The following is a 15,179-nucleotide window of genomic DNA, read 5'->3' as shown; positions in this document are numbered from 1 at the left end:
TAGAATAAGAGAAGGAAATCTCAATGAAAGCGACATTTCATAAATCAGCGTCGACAAAATTAGCAGCGTCAGTTTTGGCTTTATCTCCGGCAGTTGCCTTGGCTCACCCAGGGCATAGTCATGACTCTATGGCGTTCACCTGCGGCTTAACTCACCCTGTGACAGGCATTGACCACCTGATCATGTTGGTGGCATTTGGCTTGTTAGTCGGTTGCCTTAAAGTAACCAATAAACAGAAACTTGGCTTAGTCGCTGCAGCGTTTGCAACACTTATGTTTGGGCTGCTGATTGGCCACGTTTTAGGGGTTGCGTCCGGTGTCGAGGCCGCCATTGTGGCTTCTTTGTTTGTGGTCAGTGGCGCGATTTGGCATGCCTTTAATGCATCGCAACGGATGATTAAGCTTGCGGTGGGTTTGTGCATTAGCATGATGTTTTTCCACGGTTACGCTCATGGTGTAGAAGCCAGTGCAGCCATCGGACCGTTTTCAATGGGCATGGGCATCACCGCGTGCGTATTGATGACATTGGGTGTTCAGGGCGGCCGTTTACTGTCTTCACCTTGGTTGTCGGTCGCGGTTGCGACAGCAAGCTCTTTATTCTTGGTGGCGTCATAAGTGATGCCTGTTCATTCAGAGCCAGCAACTGAGCCATCGCATACGTCAAACAATGTAGCCGATGTCTCGAGTTATCGACTGTTTCAGCTAATAAGCCCTTCATTGCCCATTGGTGGGTTCACGTATTCACAAGGCCTTGAGTGGGCGGTTGAGGCTGGCTGGGTGACCAATCGAACGGCAATGGAAGATTGGATGAGCAATATGTTGTTTAGCAGCGTTGCGACTCTAGAATTGCCCGTGATAGATAGGTTGTATCGAGCGGTAGAATCTTCGGATCAATCTCAAATTCAGCACTTCGCGGAAAAGCTTGTTTGCAGTCGTGAGACTAAAGAGCTGCGTGCTGAAGAAAAGCAACGTGGTTTGGCGTTGAACACGTTACTCAATCGTTTAGATATTCGAGTAGATGGCGTTGATTTAAGTGACTATCCGCCAACACAGCTTCTAGGACTATGTGTTGCAGCCGTGCACTGGCAGATAGAGCTTAATGAGTTAAAGAAAGGCTACCTTTGGAGCTGGGCTGAAAATTTAGTGATGGCGGGTGTGAAGTTGGTGCCCCTTGGTCAAACCGATGGGCAGATTGCCTTGATCAATTTGTCAGACCGATTTGCACAAGCACTCGCTATTTCAGAACAAACAGAAGATTGGATGATAGGCAGTTTTACTCCGTCAGTATCTATCGCCAGCAGTTTACATGAAACACAATATACGAGGCTTTTCCGCTCTTAATTTGGCCATCGTGCACTGACTGTACGAGCTATTAGAAAGTGGTGGGAACGGCACAATAAAGGAATGATTATGGAAAGTTATAAACAGCCACTGCGTATTGGTATTGGTGGCCCAGTAGGATCAGGAAAAACAGCGTTGTTGGAAGTGCTGTGTAAGGCGATTCGTGACAAGCTGAACATTGCAGTTGTGACTAACGACATTTACACGCAAGAAGACGCAAAAATTCTGACGCGCGCTGAAGCGTTAGAGCCCGATAGAATCATTGGCGTGGAAACGGGGGGCTGCCCTCACACTGCCATCCGCGAAGATGCCTCAATGAACCTAGCCGCTGTCGAAGAGTTAGCCAAGCTGCACAAAAATTTGGACGTGGTGTTTGTTGAGAGTGGGGGGGACAACCTCAGTGCCACCTTTAGCCCAGAGCTGGCCGATCTCACGATTTACGTCATTGATGTGGCTGAAGGGGAGAAAATTCCACGTAAAGGTGGCCCGGGTATCACCCGTTCCGATCTTTTGGTCATCAATAAAATTGACCTTGCGCCTTATGTCGGCGCTTCGTTAGAAGTCATGGAGCAGGATACACAGCGAATGCGTCCAACAAAGCCTTACGTATTCACTAACCTAAAAGAAAGCAAAGGGCTAGACACCATTATTGATTTTATTCTCACACAGGGAATGCTTGAGTTTCATAGTTAACGGAAGTCTAAGGTATTCACACATTGTGCGTAGAAGCTAGATCGAGAGGTCTAGCTTTTTGCTTAAGCACACACTCTTTATGATCACGAATCCCCTTTTAGAACCATTACTCTAGTGCATTCTAGCTATAGCGTTGAGATTCTGTCATGCTCGCTACAGGTTCCCCATATTTTAGAGTAAAGGAGACACTCTTATGGTCACAGCACTTTATGCCTCGCTATTGGCTTGTATTATGATTTTTCTGTCTATTCAGGTCATTAAACAGCGCCGTGCCAATAAAATTGCTTATGCAGATGGAGAGGTTGAGTCGCTCAAAATCGCTCGTAGTGCTCAAAGCAACGCGACGGAATACATTCCCATTACTCTGATCATGATGGCGTTATTTGAATTCAATTCTGGCCCTCTTTTTCTGATCCATATTCTTGGCATTGTCTTTATTGTTGGTCGAATATTGCACGCTAAAGCGATCTTATCGAATACCTTTCCGGCAAGAAAAGCGGGGATGTTGATGACATTTGGCGTCATGTTAGCGCTTATCGTATTAAACTTAGTGTATCTACCGTTTGATAAAATGTGGTGATTGAATGCGGTTGCGCTTTCCTCCAGCTTGGGTACTAGTTTTAATTGGCCTTGTGCTTAACATTCTGGCGATCTTAATGTCGAGTGTGGTGCTCGACAAATTGGGCGAGCAAATCAAAGCATTGGAAACCACCAAGCAGCAAAACCTTTACTCGATACAGTTGGCATGGAAAACCGTCGAAACATTGGAGCGTAAGCGCGAATCGTTGTTGCTGCACGCCCAGCTAACTGATAGCAATGATATTTCAAACGCACTGCAGGAAGCCTTGCAAGGCCAGTTGAGTGATTGGGTGGATGGTGACGTTCCGCTAGTCAACAAAGAGAACTTGTCCACTTTGATGATGCTGATAAACCAAGCGCAACAGAAGTCTCGCAACCAAATCGACGATTACTATCTAGATAATCTATCACTGACTGACACCATGCAGTCATTAAGCGAACGAATCGCTTGGTATAAGAACATTGGTTTGTTTTTGCAGGTCTTTGGTCTTGCTCTGATTTTGTCGAGAGATCTAGCGATGAGCCCGTTGGGCAGAAATAAACGCTGATCGGATACGGCAGGCAACTTAATGAAAAACGCCCTTAGGAGGAATCTTAAGGGCGTTGTTGTATTCGTTTATCTCGTTGCTATTATTGCTATCGTGTTGATGCCACAGTTATCGCGTTGCCATTACAGTTATCGCGAATAGCTAGCTTACAGTGAGTTTGTCGATCACCTCGGCAAGCTCAATACTTCCTGAACATCGCTCAATTTTCGACTCGTCATGAAAAGCGATATGTCCCGAATTTAGTCCTTTCGTCATCTCTATAAAGCCAGAGATAGCTTGTGATGAAAAACCAGAATCGCCTAACGCTTCTTCCCAAGCCGATTCTGGAATGGAAACTGCGTTTACGGGTTCTTTAGGTATCGACTTACTATGGTTGCCTGCCAGGTGATCAGCGACATCAGTAGGGGAATAACGAGCTGGGCCTTCTAGATCGAGAATGCGGATACCTTCCCAATTTTGACAGAGCGTGGTGGCCGCAATTCTGCCAATATCAGCCGTTGCGATCATTGGAAGTTTGCGATCTAGTGGGGTAAGAAAGCTCGGCAGTTGGCGCTGTTCGTGAGCGATTTTGACCAGTGGCGCCCAATTTTCCATGAAGTAGGCAGCACGCAAAAACGCGACCGCCGATGCACTGTCTTTCAATGACTGTTCAAGCATGCGATTCATGGCAATCCATCCCGTTTTATCTGATTTATCGGCACCGACAGATGAAAGCACAACAAGTTTAGGCAAGTTGGCCTCTAGCGCTGCGTTTGCTATGGATTGAGCCATAGATTCGGCTTTCTCATACAGCGCCTTTGACCAATATTGTGGTGGACTCACAATGTACGCGCCATCTGCACAAGAAAACGCTTCGGTTAAGGCTTGAGTATCATTGAGATCCGCTACCGCGACTTCTGCCCCAAGCGCAGCCCACTCCACACCTTTTGATGCATCTCGTACGACGACTCGAACGCGTTGATTCATTTCCATCAGCGCTTTTGCTGCTGCAGATCCAGTACGGCCAGTCACACCGGTGACCACATATAATTGTTTCGTGTTCATGTGTTTTCTCCCATTTTTTGCTCTATAGATTCGTTTTTAGGAATGTTATAGAGTTAAAGAACATATTAAAAATGCATATTGGTTATGTTGAACATGCGAAAAACGGATGTATATCAGGTTGATCTTAATCTTCTTAAATTATTCGATGCTTTGTTAAAAGAAGGCAGCGTTACTGGCGCGGGTGCTCGGCTCGGACTGAGTCAGCCAGCAGCGAGTAGAGGGCTAGGGCGTTTACGTAAGGTTCTGAATGACCGTATTATTGTGCGCACACCCAAAGGTTGGGAGCTGACGCCGAGAGCGATTGCTTTGTCGTCTCAAGTTGGCAAATTACTGGATGATGCACGTTTGATTGTTGTCCCTTCTGAGTTTTGTCCAAGCACCGCATCAGGTCGGTTCAGCGTTGCGACAGCGGATCATTTGGCCTTTTTATTGATGCCTGAAATGAGCAAAACGCTAACAATGCTGGCCCCTGGAATGGATCTCGTCATGCCACCACAATCAGGGGACAACATTGATTTGATTACACAAGGCGGCGCTGATCTTGCGATTGGCGCTTTCGAAGACCTACCGGCAAGGTTTTACTGCAAACGGCTCTATGATGAAGATTTTGTTTGCGTTGTGCGTCAAGGGCATCACGTTATCAATCAACCGTTGAGTGTTGATGCGTTCGCGTCGATGTCTCATATATCAGTAATTATCAAAGGGGAGGGGAACAGCGCTGTAGATAATGTGCTGAATCAACACGGGCTTTCACGACGAATTGCAGTAAAGAGCCCTCATTTCCTTGTTGCGGCAACGATTGCCGCTGAAAGTGATTTTGTCCTTACCATCCCACGAAGGCTAGCAAACCGAATTGTAAAATCGATGCCGCTGCACATGCTTGAGCTTCCTATAGAGGTACCCACGTTCACGCCCTCAATTATATGGCATGAAAAGATGCACCATGACCCAGCCCATCGTTGGCTTCGCAACCAAATCCTAGAAGTAGCTCAGGGGTTGTAGAGTTCGCTATGAGTTTTGCCATGAATAGAAGTCGTGTGGTGTTCCTGGTGTTAGAGCCATAGCCTGGATTAGGGTGGCAATCTGAGGTGGAAGTGGACAATTCCGTTTTAGAAAGATTGCTAATTTAGTAAAGTATGAATTATTAAAAGTATGGAAAAAGTCACTTACGTGAGTGTCCAGTATCACTGGAGTAGATCAATAACTACCACCCCTCGATGAACTCTCAAACATTCCAACATTAGCTACGCTAACCACTAGGAAATTGCACTAAACATACAAAATGAAAAACTATCTTTAATATGGTTTTTACAATGAAAAGCAACATAAATGCAAGAGTTATCGCATGCTCTATAGATTTCACTTGCTGTAGTCTTGTTTATGTTCGATAGTAGTAAACATAGAAAATAATAATTTTGGTTTATCGTATGAAAAAGAAAGTATTTGGAATTGAAGTACCACCAGAAGCTAGAGAAAACGAACTTTCTCGGTTACCACAAGAACTATGGTCAAAAGTTAGCCCTAAGCTCTGTGGCTTTAATTCTAAGGGCGATTATTTATCTTGGGATGAATTCATTACTAGGACCCCTCAACTAAAGGGGCATAAAGAATCTGCGTGGCATCTGCTAAAGTTAAAAAGAAACCTTGAAGTTATTGATAAGCTTTTTGTTTATAAACCCAAAGGTGAGATAGCTCTTGCCTTATATAGCATTTCTTCGTTAGTCCATAAGATTCACAAGATTGAGCGTTTATCTACGTTAAAGCATTTAAAGCTTCAAGATAATGACTCTCATCGATACTTAACTGCTAGCCTTATCATGGAAGAGTCTATATCAAGCGCTCAAATGGAAGGGGCAGCTACTACGAGACCTGTAGCTAAAGAACTATTATCTTCAGGCCGTGAACCTAGAGACTTCTCTGAGAAGATGATCATCAACAATTATCGGCTTATGAAGTTTGCCAAAGAATCGATTGATGAACAGTTAAGTATCGAACTCATCCAACAATTTAATCATGTGGCCACTCTAGAAGTAATTGAGAATGATCATGTAGCTGGCATGATTCGTGAGGATGCAATAGCTGTAAGAAGTGTTGTTGATGGTGAGCTAATTCACCAAGCTCCTGACGCAGAAAAGGTCAGACTACTGCTTCAAAACCTATGTGATTTTGCCAATGAAGAACATGAAGGTGCTAAGTTCATCCACCCAATGGTAAAGGCAATTATCTTACATTTCATGATTGGCTACATTCACCCGTTTTCAGATGGAAATGGTAGAACGGCGAGAGCATTGTTCTATTGGTTCATGCTGAAAAGTGGTTATGACAACTTTGAGTTCATCTCTATATCATCATTACTTAAAGGATCGATGAATAGGTACGCTCGAGCTTTCGTTAAAACTGAAGTAGATGAGTTTGACTTAACACACTTCATTGATTTTAATATGGGGATCATCATTAGGGCGTTGGAAAGCTTTACAACATTCATACAGAAAAAGATTGAAGAAATTGAGAAGACTCGCCTAGATCTCCATAAATCTCCGTACTTTAGTCAATTTAGACACCCACATATTACGATTATTAAGAAAGCGCTTGAAGATGCTGGTCGTGAATTTACGGTTAAGGAATGGCAAGTGGAATTTAATGTTACAGCAGCGGCCTCAAGAGGTTACTTAGATAAGTTGGTAGACCTAAATCTTTTGATTAAAAACAAAGAGAAAGGTAGTAGACAATATAAGTACCTATCCCCTAGGAATCTAAAAGATAGACTTAAAATAATCTAGGAACTCTTAGATATGTTCACCTTTAGGGTGTAGTGGATTAGTAAATTTGGCCAAACAGTTAGATAAGGAATAATCAGTCAAATATCGCTTTAGTGAAGTATGTGTTGAATCAGTCAAAACAAGGAACGGGTCAAGAATAAGCTAGATTAGCGGTGTCAAATTGGTTAATGAGATTAGAGAATGATCATACGATATGGCATCGTGCGGTTCTGATCATTCTCCAACCGTGTTAGGCATCGAAAATGAGGTTTTTAGCGGTGTTTCTTAAAGATAATTGAAGTGTTGATACCACCAAACGCAAAGTTGTTGCTCATGATGTAGTCTGTGTTCAATTCTCTACCACTACCGGTGATGTAATCAAGGTCACCGCATTGAGGGTCAAGGTTGTCGAGATTGAGCGTTGGGCTGAACCAACCGCTTTGCATCATTTCTAGGCTGAGCCAAGCTTCAACTGCGCCACATGCCCCAAGTGTATGACCAAAATAGCTTTTTAGAGAGCTGATGGGCACTTTACCCAGCGCGTTGGCCGTTGCGTTACTTTCGGCAATGTCGCCGCGATCGGTGGCGGTGCCGTGGGCTGAAACGTAACCGATAGAAGCCGCATCGAGCTTGGCATCTCGAAGCGCCATTTCCATGCAAATCTGCATGGTTTCTTGTTGAGGTTGCGTGACATGCGCAGCGTCGCAGTTACTGGCGAAGCCAACGATTTCTGCAAAAATAGTCGCGCCACGTGCTTTCGCGTGTTCGTACTCTTCCAGTATCAAAGTCCCGGCGCCTTCACCGATAACCAGACCATCACGTTCAGTATCGTACGGACGCGGCGTTGATTTCGGTGCATCGTTTTTTAAGCTGGTGGCAAACAGGGTATCAAACACGGCCGATTCTGTTGGGCAAAGTTCTTCACCACCGCCTGCGACCATCACGGTTTGATAGCCGTGTTTAATCGCTTCATAAGCGTAACCAATGGCTTGGCTGCCAGAGGTGCAGGCGCTACTGGTTGGAATCACGCGTCCTCTTAACCCAAAAAACAGGCCAACGTTGACGGCACTGGTGTGCGGCATCATTTGAACGTAAGTTGTTGCGGTGATTGCTTTGGTTGTTTTTTCGTTGAGCATCACGCCAAAAGAACCAATCGCGTCGGTACTGCCTGTAGAAGAGCCGTAAGCGATACCAGTTTGACCGTTGGTGAGAACAGGGTTGCCGATAAGGTGAGCTTGTTCTAGCGCTTGCTCAGTGGCGACAGTGGCAAGTTTTGAGACCCTTCCCATGCCGCGAACCTGTTTGCGTTTGTAGTGCTTTGGCAGTTCGAAATCATCAATGGGGGCGGCGAGTTTCGTGTTGAGGCCATCGTATTGCTCATAAGACGGCATATATTGAGTCGCGTTTTCACAAGCGCGTAATTTAGGTTCAATAGTTTGCCAGTCGCTACCTAAAGCAGTTACGCCCGACATTCCAGTGACAACAACCCTATGACTCATATAAGACCTCCGTTTACTGAGATAACCTGTCTTGTAACGTAAGCTGCGATGTCTGACATCAAGTAGCTCACAAGCCCCGCCACTTCTTCTGGTTCACCCATTCTGCGAAGCGGAACCTGCGGTAGCGCGTGCTCTTTGACGTGTTCGTCGACCATGCCCGTATCGATAAGACCAGGTGCGACACAGTTAACGGTGATTTTTCTTTTTGCCAGTTCAAGCGCTAACGATTTAGTTGCGCCAATCACGCCTGCTTTTGCCGCGCTGTAGTTGGTTTGCCCGCGGTTGCCCATTAAGCCTGAAACAGAAGCAAGGGTGACAATTCGCCCTCCTTTCCGTTTTTGAACCATCGGCATGACACAAGGGTGCAGAACATTGTAGAAGCTATCTAGATTGGTATGAATTACACCGTCCCATTCTTCTTCCGTCATGGCAGGGAAGGCTGTATCACGGGTGATGCCCGCGTTATTCACCACACCGTAATAGGCTCCGTGTTCCGCTAAATCCGCTTCCAGTTTCGTACGGCACTCTTCACGGTTGCTGATATCAAACTGAATCAATCGACCTTGACCACCGTTGCTAGATATTTCATCGAGCGTTGCCTGAGCGCCTTTTTCATCGCCCATGTAGTGAACAGCAATCGTGAATCCATCTTTCGCCAGTTGAATGGCAATGGCTTTTCCGATGCCTTTGCTGGCTCCGGTGACTAATACCTGTCGGGTCATGCTTGATTCCTAATATTCATTTCTTGTAATTTCTGTTCGTTTGGCACGTAGACGTTTAACTGACACGTCGCAAGTTCTTTACCTTGGAGAGAGATGCTTGCGGAAAATACGGCCATACCATTGTTTTCCATCACTTGCTCGGCGTGTATATCTAACACTTGGCCGTTAAGAAAGGTGTCACAGTGCGCGGCATAACGTCGGCTGCCGAGTAAAAATCCAATCGGTGGTTGCTCTCCTTTTTGAAGAGCATGATAGCCTGACCAAGCGGCGACAGATTGTGCCATAAACTCGATGCCTACATAGGCCGGAATGGATTGCGAGTCTTTATCAAAAAAGAGGTTATGCTCGTCAATATTCACTTGAGCATGAATAGATTCAGCCTCGATATTCAATGCGCGATCGATCAAGATCATCGGCCTATCGTGTGGGAGCAGTTGTTCAATTGATGGAATGTTATTCATCAGCATAACCAAATATAAGACTAATATTGTTGCCACCAAAGGCAAACGAGTTGCTAAGGATAGCTTTCTTCGTCAGTTTAACGTCTTCTTCGACGAGACTGATTTCTATATCGCTGGCTTTGTCTTGGCAGTTTTGCTTAGGCAAAGGCAGATCATAATTCAAAATATACCACGCAATGGCCGCTTCTGTTGCACTGGCTGCGCCAAGCGTATGACCTGTCAGTGGCTTGGTTGAGCTGACAGGTGTGCTGCTTCCAAACAGACTGTAAATGGCTTTGCTTTCCATACTGTCATTAAGAGGCGTTGCTGTGCCGTGGGCGTTGATATAACCGATATCACTGGCGGTTAAGTTGGCATCATCAAGCGCATTTTGCATTGCCTTGATGGCCCCAATGCCATCCGGATGGGGCGCTGAAATATGGTGAGCGTCGGAGCTGTCGCCCGCACCGAGCAGTGCAATGGGCTTCTTTCCACTTAAGGAAATAGTACTCAACGAACTCGCATTCAAAGGCGAGTTTTTTGCAGAACTGGCGGATGCGATGTCAGATTCAATGGCCTGCAGACTAAGCAGCATGATCGCAGCCGATTCGCCGATGTTGATGCCATTTCGCTGCGCACTAAAGGGTTGGCAAAGGGTGTTAGAGAGTGCTTCGAGGCCATTGAAACCGTTGAGCGTGAGCTGACAAAGGGTATCAACGCCTCCGACAACAACTGCATCCACTAACCCTGATTTCAGCATGCGTTTAGCGGTGATGAAAACGCGCCCACTTGAAGAGCAAGCGGTTGAAATAGCGTAACAAGGCCCAGTAACGCCGAGGTATTGAGCAACGAATTCGCTGGTATCGCCAAGTTCTTGTTTGGAGTAATCGAAATCGTCTGGAAACTTCTCGCTGTCTAACAGCTGTTTGTAGGCAGTTTCACCGTCTGAGATACCTGAAGTGCTGGTCCCGATGACAACTGCCACGCGGTCAGCACCAAATTGCTCAATAGCAGACTGAACACGGGGTTCTATTTGACGTAACGCGGTGAGCGCAAGTTGGTTATTTCTAGATTGATATCGGCAGAGTTCTTTGGGAATACTTGCGAGAGGCGTTGAGACCTTACCAACGACCGTTTCGCAATGGGTGTTGAGCGTGGACGAATCACACTGCATATTGGCAAAGCTTGAATCGGCAATACTGAGTTTGATTTCTTGATGTGTGCTGCCCATAGCACTGATAAAACCACAGTCTTGGATAATGATGGGCAGAGATGCCTTAGCGGGTAAAGATTGATTTAACATCTAGCTTTCTTTTAGTCGTGAGTCGTCGGGTCTTTTCTACCTACATCTAAAGTTCGATCAATATCTAAAGTTCGATCAACATCTAGAGTTTGGATTGAAATCGAATAGCCAAGCTGTTCGTGGGTAAATTGGATCAATCCAGATAATGGGTCGCTATGTTGATAATCGATGTGAATGACGGCATCGCCATTTTTATCGTATATCGTTCTTTTATTAGCCATTTCAGATATTTGCCACTCTACCTGATTTAGTGGGCCTTCCCAAGCATTGAGAGGCCAGAGAGTGATCATTAGGTTAAATAGTATCTGTTCTGGCTCTGGTAGGCTGTTTTCTATGCCAGTGAGTACGCTTGTTTCGATCGTTTCTCTCTTGTAAGTAAGAGAAAGAATGCGTGTTCCCCAAGAAGAAAAGCCCGCCAATACGACTTGGTCGTCGTTCACTTCAAGGTGAACGGGTAATGTTTGCTGTTGGTTCGCTTGTTCACTATCACTTGGCCATGAAGCAGAAATGAGCTGACTTGCAGTGACGTTGTAACCTAGTTGCGCTGGAGTGGGAAGTGCAATGAACACATCTGGGCTTATCTCAACCTGCGCTGAAGATGAAGGATTGGATGACGTTGACGTCATAGCGCACCCGTTTGCCATCAAAGCCAAAATCAAAGTAAAGACCAGTTTGATATTGAGCGCATTCAACAGCGATCTTGGCTGTAGCATCGTTCGTGCTGAATCTTGTCTCTGACTCATGTTTTGTTCTCCAATTTTATTGCGATTGGGGCGAGCAGCCAGGCGACGAATATACCCGCAAGAACGGTGATGCCAAAGCTATGAATGGCGTGCGTATTGCTTAGCGCCAATAAACCAAACGAGAGTAACGTTGTGAGCGCGGAAAGGGTGATGGCCAGCAATGTACTGTGGCTCTGATTGTGCTCCGAGAAAAACAGCGTGTAATCGATACCGATACCAATAATGAGTATTAAGGCCAGTAAGTTAAACAGATTCAGGGTAGAACCGAAAATGACGGTGACTGCAAGCCCAGCAACACATGCGATCAAAGAGGGAATGAGTATTTTGATACTTTGCTTTGCCCCGTATCGCAGGCTGAGTAGCGATGTGATGAGCAGTATTGCGATGCCTAAAAGCTCCATGATCTTTACTCGATAGGATGCAAACAAGGTGGATATTTGCTCTACCTTGTTTAGATAGATTAACTGCTCATGATTCGATGCGAAGAGAGCGAGATCTAAAGACTCACTGACGCCTTTCAGTAAAACGAGGCTATGCACTTGTTGATCTAAATGCACGTGTTGATTGGTACGCACCTGTTGATGGCTGCGCCCATCGTCTTGTCCTTGATCTATTTTATCTAGGTACAAGAATCGTGTGGGCGCTGAGACAGGGTGTTCTAAGTATTCTGATAAAGAATAGGGCTTGAATGATTGGCTTAACACAGGCGCGTTTTCAAGCTGTAGGTTGCTAGCTAATGCCTGCCCTTGACCTCTGTATAGAGATTGAATCAGGGTAAAGTTTTCGCGCTGCTTTTGCTGTGAGCTCACATACTGGTTCAAACCCTGATAGCTGCTTATTAAGCCTTGCTCCTGCCAGCTGCTGAGTGTGTTGTCTAACCTTTCAAGTTCGATAAGCAAGCTTTCATCATTGTCTGCGCTCAATAGCAGCATCTGCTGAGAACTCTCAATACCCGTGACACGAGCAATCTCGTCTTCTTGCTGTTTAAGATCGGCGGGCATTGCTTGCAGTTGGTGGATGTCGTCGTTGTATTCCACCTGCGTCATGGCAAGCCCGCTGATGACAACGATCGTTATTGGCAGCCCAAAGAGAAAAGAGGGCTTATCCCACAGGCCTAGCCATTTTGACCAAAACTGACGACCGGGTAACGGACGCTCATTGCTTGGTGAACGAGCAAGAATAGGATACCAAGCGATCACGGTGGCATAGGCAGCCGTTAAGCCTATCGCAGAAAACAGTGCGAGTTGCTGTAACCCAGGAAATGGCGCAATGAGCAAACCTAGATAGCCAATAAGACTGGTCAATAAACCGAATGTAATCACCATGAACAGGTGCTTGAGCGCCTGAATACTGTTCCAGTTTCTTCCTGCTGCGAGCCGATCGGTTAAGTAGTGGAATGCATAATCTATTGATACACCGATGAGGCTAGCACCAAACACCAAACTAAAGAGATGTATCTGCCCAAATATCAAGGTGGTGATAGCAAGCGCGACCAACAGTCCAACGGATATTGAAAGTAAGGCGAGTAGCAGCGGGGCGGTACTGCGAAAAACCAAAGTAATCAGTAACACGACGCCAAGTAAAGAGAACACACCAATCGTGCTTATTTCTGATTTGGCACTTCGGGTACCGAAATCGGCATAGAAGAGCACGCCAGTATGGTTGATGTTGACCTGATATTGCTGCTGTAATTCTTGCTGCCATTGTTTTAGTTGTGGAACGATTTGTTGGGCCTTGTCGCTGTATGGCGAGTCATTAAGCTCTGCGGTAATCAGCAGCTGAGGCGAGCCTTGATAATCAGTGACGAGGTAATTGTTGTCTAAGGCAAACCGCGATGAAGACGCAGAGACATGCTGTAAGTACTCTCTAAACAGCAAGAAAGGGTCACTTGAAAGCTCTTGCCCCGTGACGCCAGAAAAGGGATTGTATATCGCTTGCACAACAGACTGAACTTGCTGCTCAGGGTGGTTCTCAAGGCGTAACTTCTGCTCGTCGGTGAGCTGATTGAATCGATGCTGATAATAGTACTCAGCCCACTGCTGCTGCGTTGACGCATCAACCTTAGCGGTCACCGATTTAAAGGCGTTGCTCTGACGTAGCTGGCGCTCAAACTGTTCGGCAGCGCCAAAGAGGGCATCTTTGTTTGTGGATTGGCCTGTCTTATCCGATTGCTTGCTTGGAAGTGCTTGATTCGATAGAACGAATACGACTTGATTGCTCATGTTGTCTGCAATCTTTGAATAGGCTTGTTCAGCCAATGGATTCTGTTCGTCAGTCGGGAGCAACTTTAAGATATTGGTTTCGATTGGAGCAGTGCTGCTGATCCCCCACTGCTTGACTAATAACCCAATGCACAGAAAAACCAAAACCGCCCAAAGAGACGCCAATCTTATTTGCTGTTTGGGAATCGGACTATTCATCGCTGTGTGTTCAGAATTCAAACTGTGCTTGTTCGTCATCAGTCAATGTGTCTGGTCGATGCGTTTGGTTAGAAAACTGTATCTCGGTTTTATCGCCTCTTAGCTCAGTGAGAGTCAGCCCATCGATGTAATCATTACCTTGCAGTGTTATTTGTTGAAATACCGCATTGAGCGGTGCTTGTTTTGGTGTCAGAACAAGCGTCCATTGCGAAGAACCAGAGTTGAATTCAAGATCAAATTGCTGTTTTAGCTTATCGCTATCGCCATGAAAGACCGAGAGAAAAACTTGGCTAAAATAAAAGGCCATCGGGTTTTCATTTGCTTTGATAACCTGTGGCGCTTGGTCAGCGAAGGTTTGACGAAGCTTGTTTTCGGTAAGAACGAGGTTCACAGGAAAGGGAGCCGACTGCTGCCAAAGTAGCCCATTTTCCTTATCGAGAACAAATTGACCCTTAGATTCGAGCGGCTGCTTAAACATCTCAAGGTGTCGGCTTTGAGTAAAATCGCCTCGGATAATCTGGTATTGAGAAAGCTGCGTCTCAAGATCGCTAAGGTTATTGATACCTGCGCTTACCCATGGCGATGTAAATAGGCTGATTATTAGGATGGGGATCCATCTACTGAGGCAAGATAATCTCTTCATTTAGAGCGTTCCCTGTTGATGCCATGTTTCTACTTTGTCCGTAAATACGGTAGGCGAGACGAAACACATTTCTTCACTTTTCATGTCGACAGCGACTTGCGTGGTGTGCGCTTTACACATACGTACATCCGTGTCGGCATCATAGATAACATAATCAACACGAAGTCGATTTTCCCATTCCACCAGTTTGGCGGTGACACGAATCTTATGATTAAACGGAATCGCTTTGACGTACTTTACCCGTGTATCTATGATTGGCCACATATAGCCTGAATCACTCATCGCATGATAGCCATACTCGATCTTGTCCATCAAGACGCGACGTGCTTCTTCAAAAAATCGAAAGAAGTTGCCGTGGTAGATAACTCCCATAGGATCGGCATCTTGAAACGAGGTAACCAAAGTCACCTCTGACTCTAATGGGTGCAGAATCTCACTCATGTTCA

The 15,179-nt window shown here is 45.7% G+C and carries 16 protein-coding genes; 7 read left to right on the top strand and 9 right to left on the bottom strand.

The features are described from left to right. Nucleotides 1-23: 23 nt before the first annotated feature. From BCU12_RS12750 to BCU12_RS12730, 5 genes are all read left to right on the top strand, one after another. Complete coding sequence (locus tag BCU12_RS12750; RefSeq protein ID WP_102404623.1) at nucleotides 24-614, top strand: HupE/UreJ family protein; 591 nt, start codon at nucleotides 24-26, stop codon at nucleotides 612-614. A 3-nt stretch (nucleotides 615-617) separates the two neighbouring features. After that, nucleotides 618-1,340, top strand: coding sequence for an urease accessory UreF family protein (locus tag BCU12_RS12745; RefSeq protein ID WP_102404647.1), 723 nt, complete (start codon nucleotides 618-620; stop codon nucleotides 1,338-1,340). A 69-nt stretch (nucleotides 1,341-1,409) separates the two neighbouring features. Further along, on the top strand, nucleotides 1,410-2,033 hold the full coding sequence (ureG, locus tag BCU12_RS12740) for an urease accessory protein UreG (RefSeq protein ID WP_102404622.1): 624 nt from the start codon (nucleotides 1,410-1,412) through the stop codon (nucleotides 2,031-2,033). Nucleotides 2,034-2,226: 193 nt separating this feature from the next. Then, nucleotides 2,227-2,613: an MAPEG family protein gene (locus BCU12_RS12735; protein ID WP_102404621.1), complete on the top strand. Its 387-nt coding sequence runs from the start codon at nucleotides 2,227-2,229 to the stop codon at nucleotides 2,611-2,613. Nucleotides 2,614-2,617: 4 nt separating this feature from the next. Continuing rightward, nucleotides 2,618-3,160, top strand: a complete 543-nt coding sequence (locus BCU12_RS12730) for a DNA mismatch repair protein (protein ID WP_102404620.1) — start codon at nucleotides 2,618-2,620, stop codon at nucleotides 3,158-3,160. 141 nt (nucleotides 3,161-3,301) lie between these two features. Here BCU12_RS12730 and BCU12_RS12725 read toward each other — a convergent pair whose 3' ends face one another. Next, nucleotides 3,302-4,204, bottom strand: coding sequence for an NmrA family NAD(P)-binding protein (locus tag BCU12_RS12725; protein WP_102404619.1), 903 nt, complete (start codon nucleotides 4,202-4,204; stop codon nucleotides 3,302-3,304). A gap of 93 nt (nucleotides 4,205-4,297) precedes the next feature. Here BCU12_RS12725 and BCU12_RS12720 point away from each other — a divergent pair, with 93 nt between their 5' ends. Together BCU12_RS12720 and BCU12_RS12715 are read left to right on the top strand one after the other, a co-directional pair. Continuing rightward, complete coding sequence (locus tag BCU12_RS12720; protein ID WP_102404646.1) at nucleotides 4,298-5,206, top strand: LysR family transcriptional regulator; 909 nt, start codon at nucleotides 4,298-4,300, stop codon at nucleotides 5,204-5,206. Between the two features lie 425 nt (nucleotides 5,207-5,631). Continuing rightward, on the top strand, nucleotides 5,632-6,984 hold the full coding sequence (locus BCU12_RS12715) for a Fic family protein (RefSeq protein WP_102404618.1): 1,353 nt from the start codon (nucleotides 5,632-5,634) through the stop codon (nucleotides 6,982-6,984). A 251-nt stretch (nucleotides 6,985-7,235) separates the two neighbouring features. Here BCU12_RS12715 and BCU12_RS12710 read toward each other — a convergent pair whose 3' ends face one another. From BCU12_RS12710 to BCU12_RS12675, 8 genes are read right to left on the bottom strand one after another with little or no spacing between them, the layout of a single operon-like run. Further along, nucleotides 7,236-8,462, bottom strand: a complete 1,227-nt coding sequence (locus tag BCU12_RS12710) for a beta-ketoacyl-ACP synthase (protein WP_102404617.1) — start codon at nucleotides 8,460-8,462, stop codon at nucleotides 7,236-7,238. Continuing rightward, nucleotides 8,459-9,184, bottom strand: coding sequence for a 3-ketoacyl-ACP reductase FabG2 (locus tag BCU12_RS12705; RefSeq protein WP_102404616.1), 726 nt, complete (start codon nucleotides 9,182-9,184; stop codon nucleotides 8,459-8,461). Before BCU12_RS12705 ends, BCU12_RS12710 begins: the two co-directional genes overlap by 4 nt. After that, the gene (locus BCU12_RS12700; protein WP_102404615.1) at nucleotides 9,181-9,645 is read right to left on the bottom strand and encodes a hotdog family protein; all 465 of its coding nucleotides are present in this window, start codon (nucleotides 9,643-9,645) and stop codon (nucleotides 9,181-9,183) included. The genes BCU12_RS12705 and BCU12_RS12700 overlap by 4 nt, the downstream gene beginning before the upstream one ends. After that, nucleotides 9,638-10,894, bottom strand: a complete 1,257-nt coding sequence (locus tag BCU12_RS12695) for a beta-ketoacyl-[acyl-carrier-protein] synthase family protein (RefSeq protein WP_198599325.1) — start codon at nucleotides 10,892-10,894, stop codon at nucleotides 9,638-9,640. The genes BCU12_RS12700 and BCU12_RS12695 overlap by 8 nt, the downstream gene beginning before the upstream one ends. A 44-nt stretch (nucleotides 10,895-10,938) precedes the next feature. Beyond that, nucleotides 10,939-11,670: a DUF3261 domain-containing protein gene (locus BCU12_RS12690; protein ID WP_241909823.1), complete on the bottom strand. Its 732-nt coding sequence runs from the start codon at nucleotides 11,668-11,670 to the stop codon at nucleotides 10,939-10,941. Then, entirely contained in the window at nucleotides 11,667-14,090 is a 2,424-nt protein-coding gene (locus BCU12_RS12685; protein WP_241909822.1) for an MMPL family transporter, read from the bottom strand. The genes BCU12_RS12690 and BCU12_RS12685 overlap by 4 nt, the downstream gene beginning before the upstream one ends. A gap of 10 nt (nucleotides 14,091-14,100) precedes the next feature. Continuing rightward, on the bottom strand, nucleotides 14,101-14,733 hold the full coding sequence (locus tag BCU12_RS12680) for an outer membrane lipoprotein carrier protein LolA (RefSeq protein WP_102404612.1): 633 nt from the start codon (nucleotides 14,731-14,733) through the stop codon (nucleotides 14,101-14,103). Continuing rightward, nucleotides 14,734-15,174, bottom strand: coding sequence for an acyl-CoA thioesterase (locus BCU12_RS12675; protein WP_102404611.1), 441 nt, complete (start codon nucleotides 15,172-15,174; stop codon nucleotides 14,734-14,736). Nucleotides 15,175-15,179 lie beyond the last annotated feature (5 nt).

Source organism: Vibrio sp. 10N.261.55.A7 (assembly GCF_002877365.1).
Classification (GTDB): domain Bacteria; phylum Pseudomonadota; class Gammaproteobacteria; order Enterobacterales; family Vibrionaceae; genus Vibrio.
This window is presented reverse-complemented; position numbering and strand designations above follow the sequence as displayed.

Excerpts from the sequence above, each read along its gene's own strand:
- BCU12_RS12750 (WP_102404623.1), top strand. The coding sequence starts at position 24 with ATGAAAGCGACATTTCATAAATCAGCGTCGACAAAATTAGCAGCGTCA.
- BCU12_RS12745 (WP_102404647.1), top strand. The coding sequence starts at position 618 with ATGCCTGTTCATTCAGAGCCAGCAACTGAGCCATCGCATACGTCAAAC.
- ureG (WP_102404622.1), top strand. The coding sequence starts at position 1,410 with ATGGAAAGTTATAAACAGCCACTGCGTATTGGTATTGGTGGCCCAGTA.
- BCU12_RS12735 (WP_102404621.1), top strand. The coding sequence starts at position 2,227 with ATGGTCACAGCACTTTATGCCTCGCTATTGGCTTGTATTATGATTTTT.
- BCU12_RS12730 (WP_102404620.1), top strand. The coding sequence starts at position 2,618 with ATGCGGTTGCGCTTTCCTCCAGCTTGGGTACTAGTTTTAATTGGCCTT.
- BCU12_RS12725 (WP_102404619.1), bottom strand. The coding sequence starts at position 4,204 with ATGAACACGAAACAATTATATGTGGTCACCGGTGTGACTGGCCGTACT.
- BCU12_RS12720 (WP_102404646.1), top strand. The coding sequence starts at position 4,298 with ATGCGAAAAACGGATGTATATCAGGTTGATCTTAATCTTCTTAAATTA.
- BCU12_RS12715 (WP_102404618.1), top strand. The coding sequence starts at position 5,632 with ATGAAAAAGAAAGTATTTGGAATTGAAGTACCACCAGAAGCTAGAGAA.
- BCU12_RS12710 (WP_102404617.1), bottom strand. The coding sequence starts at position 8,462 with ATGAGTCATAGGGTTGTTGTCACTGGAATGTCGGGCGTAACTGCTTTA.
- BCU12_RS12705 (WP_102404616.1), bottom strand. The coding sequence starts at position 9,184 with ATGACCCGACAGGTATTAGTCACCGGAGCCAGCAAAGGCATCGGAAAA.
- BCU12_RS12700 (WP_102404615.1), bottom strand. The coding sequence starts at position 9,645 with ATGAATAACATTCCATCAATTGAACAACTGCTCCCACACGATAGGCCG.
- BCU12_RS12690 (WP_241909823.1), bottom strand. The coding sequence starts at position 11,670 with ATGAGTCAGAGACAAGATTCAGCACGAACGATGCTACAGCCAAGATCG.
- BCU12_RS12685 (WP_241909822.1), bottom strand. The coding sequence starts at position 14,090 with ATGAATAGTCCGATTCCCAAACAGCAAATAAGATTGGCGTCTCTTTGG.
- BCU12_RS12680 (WP_102404612.1), bottom strand. The coding sequence starts at position 14,733 with ATGAAGAGATTATCTTGCCTCAGTAGATGGATCCCCATCCTAATAATC.
- BCU12_RS12675 (WP_102404611.1), bottom strand. The coding sequence starts at position 15,174 with ATGAGTGAGATTCTGCACCCATTAGAGTCAGAGGTGACTTTGGTTACC.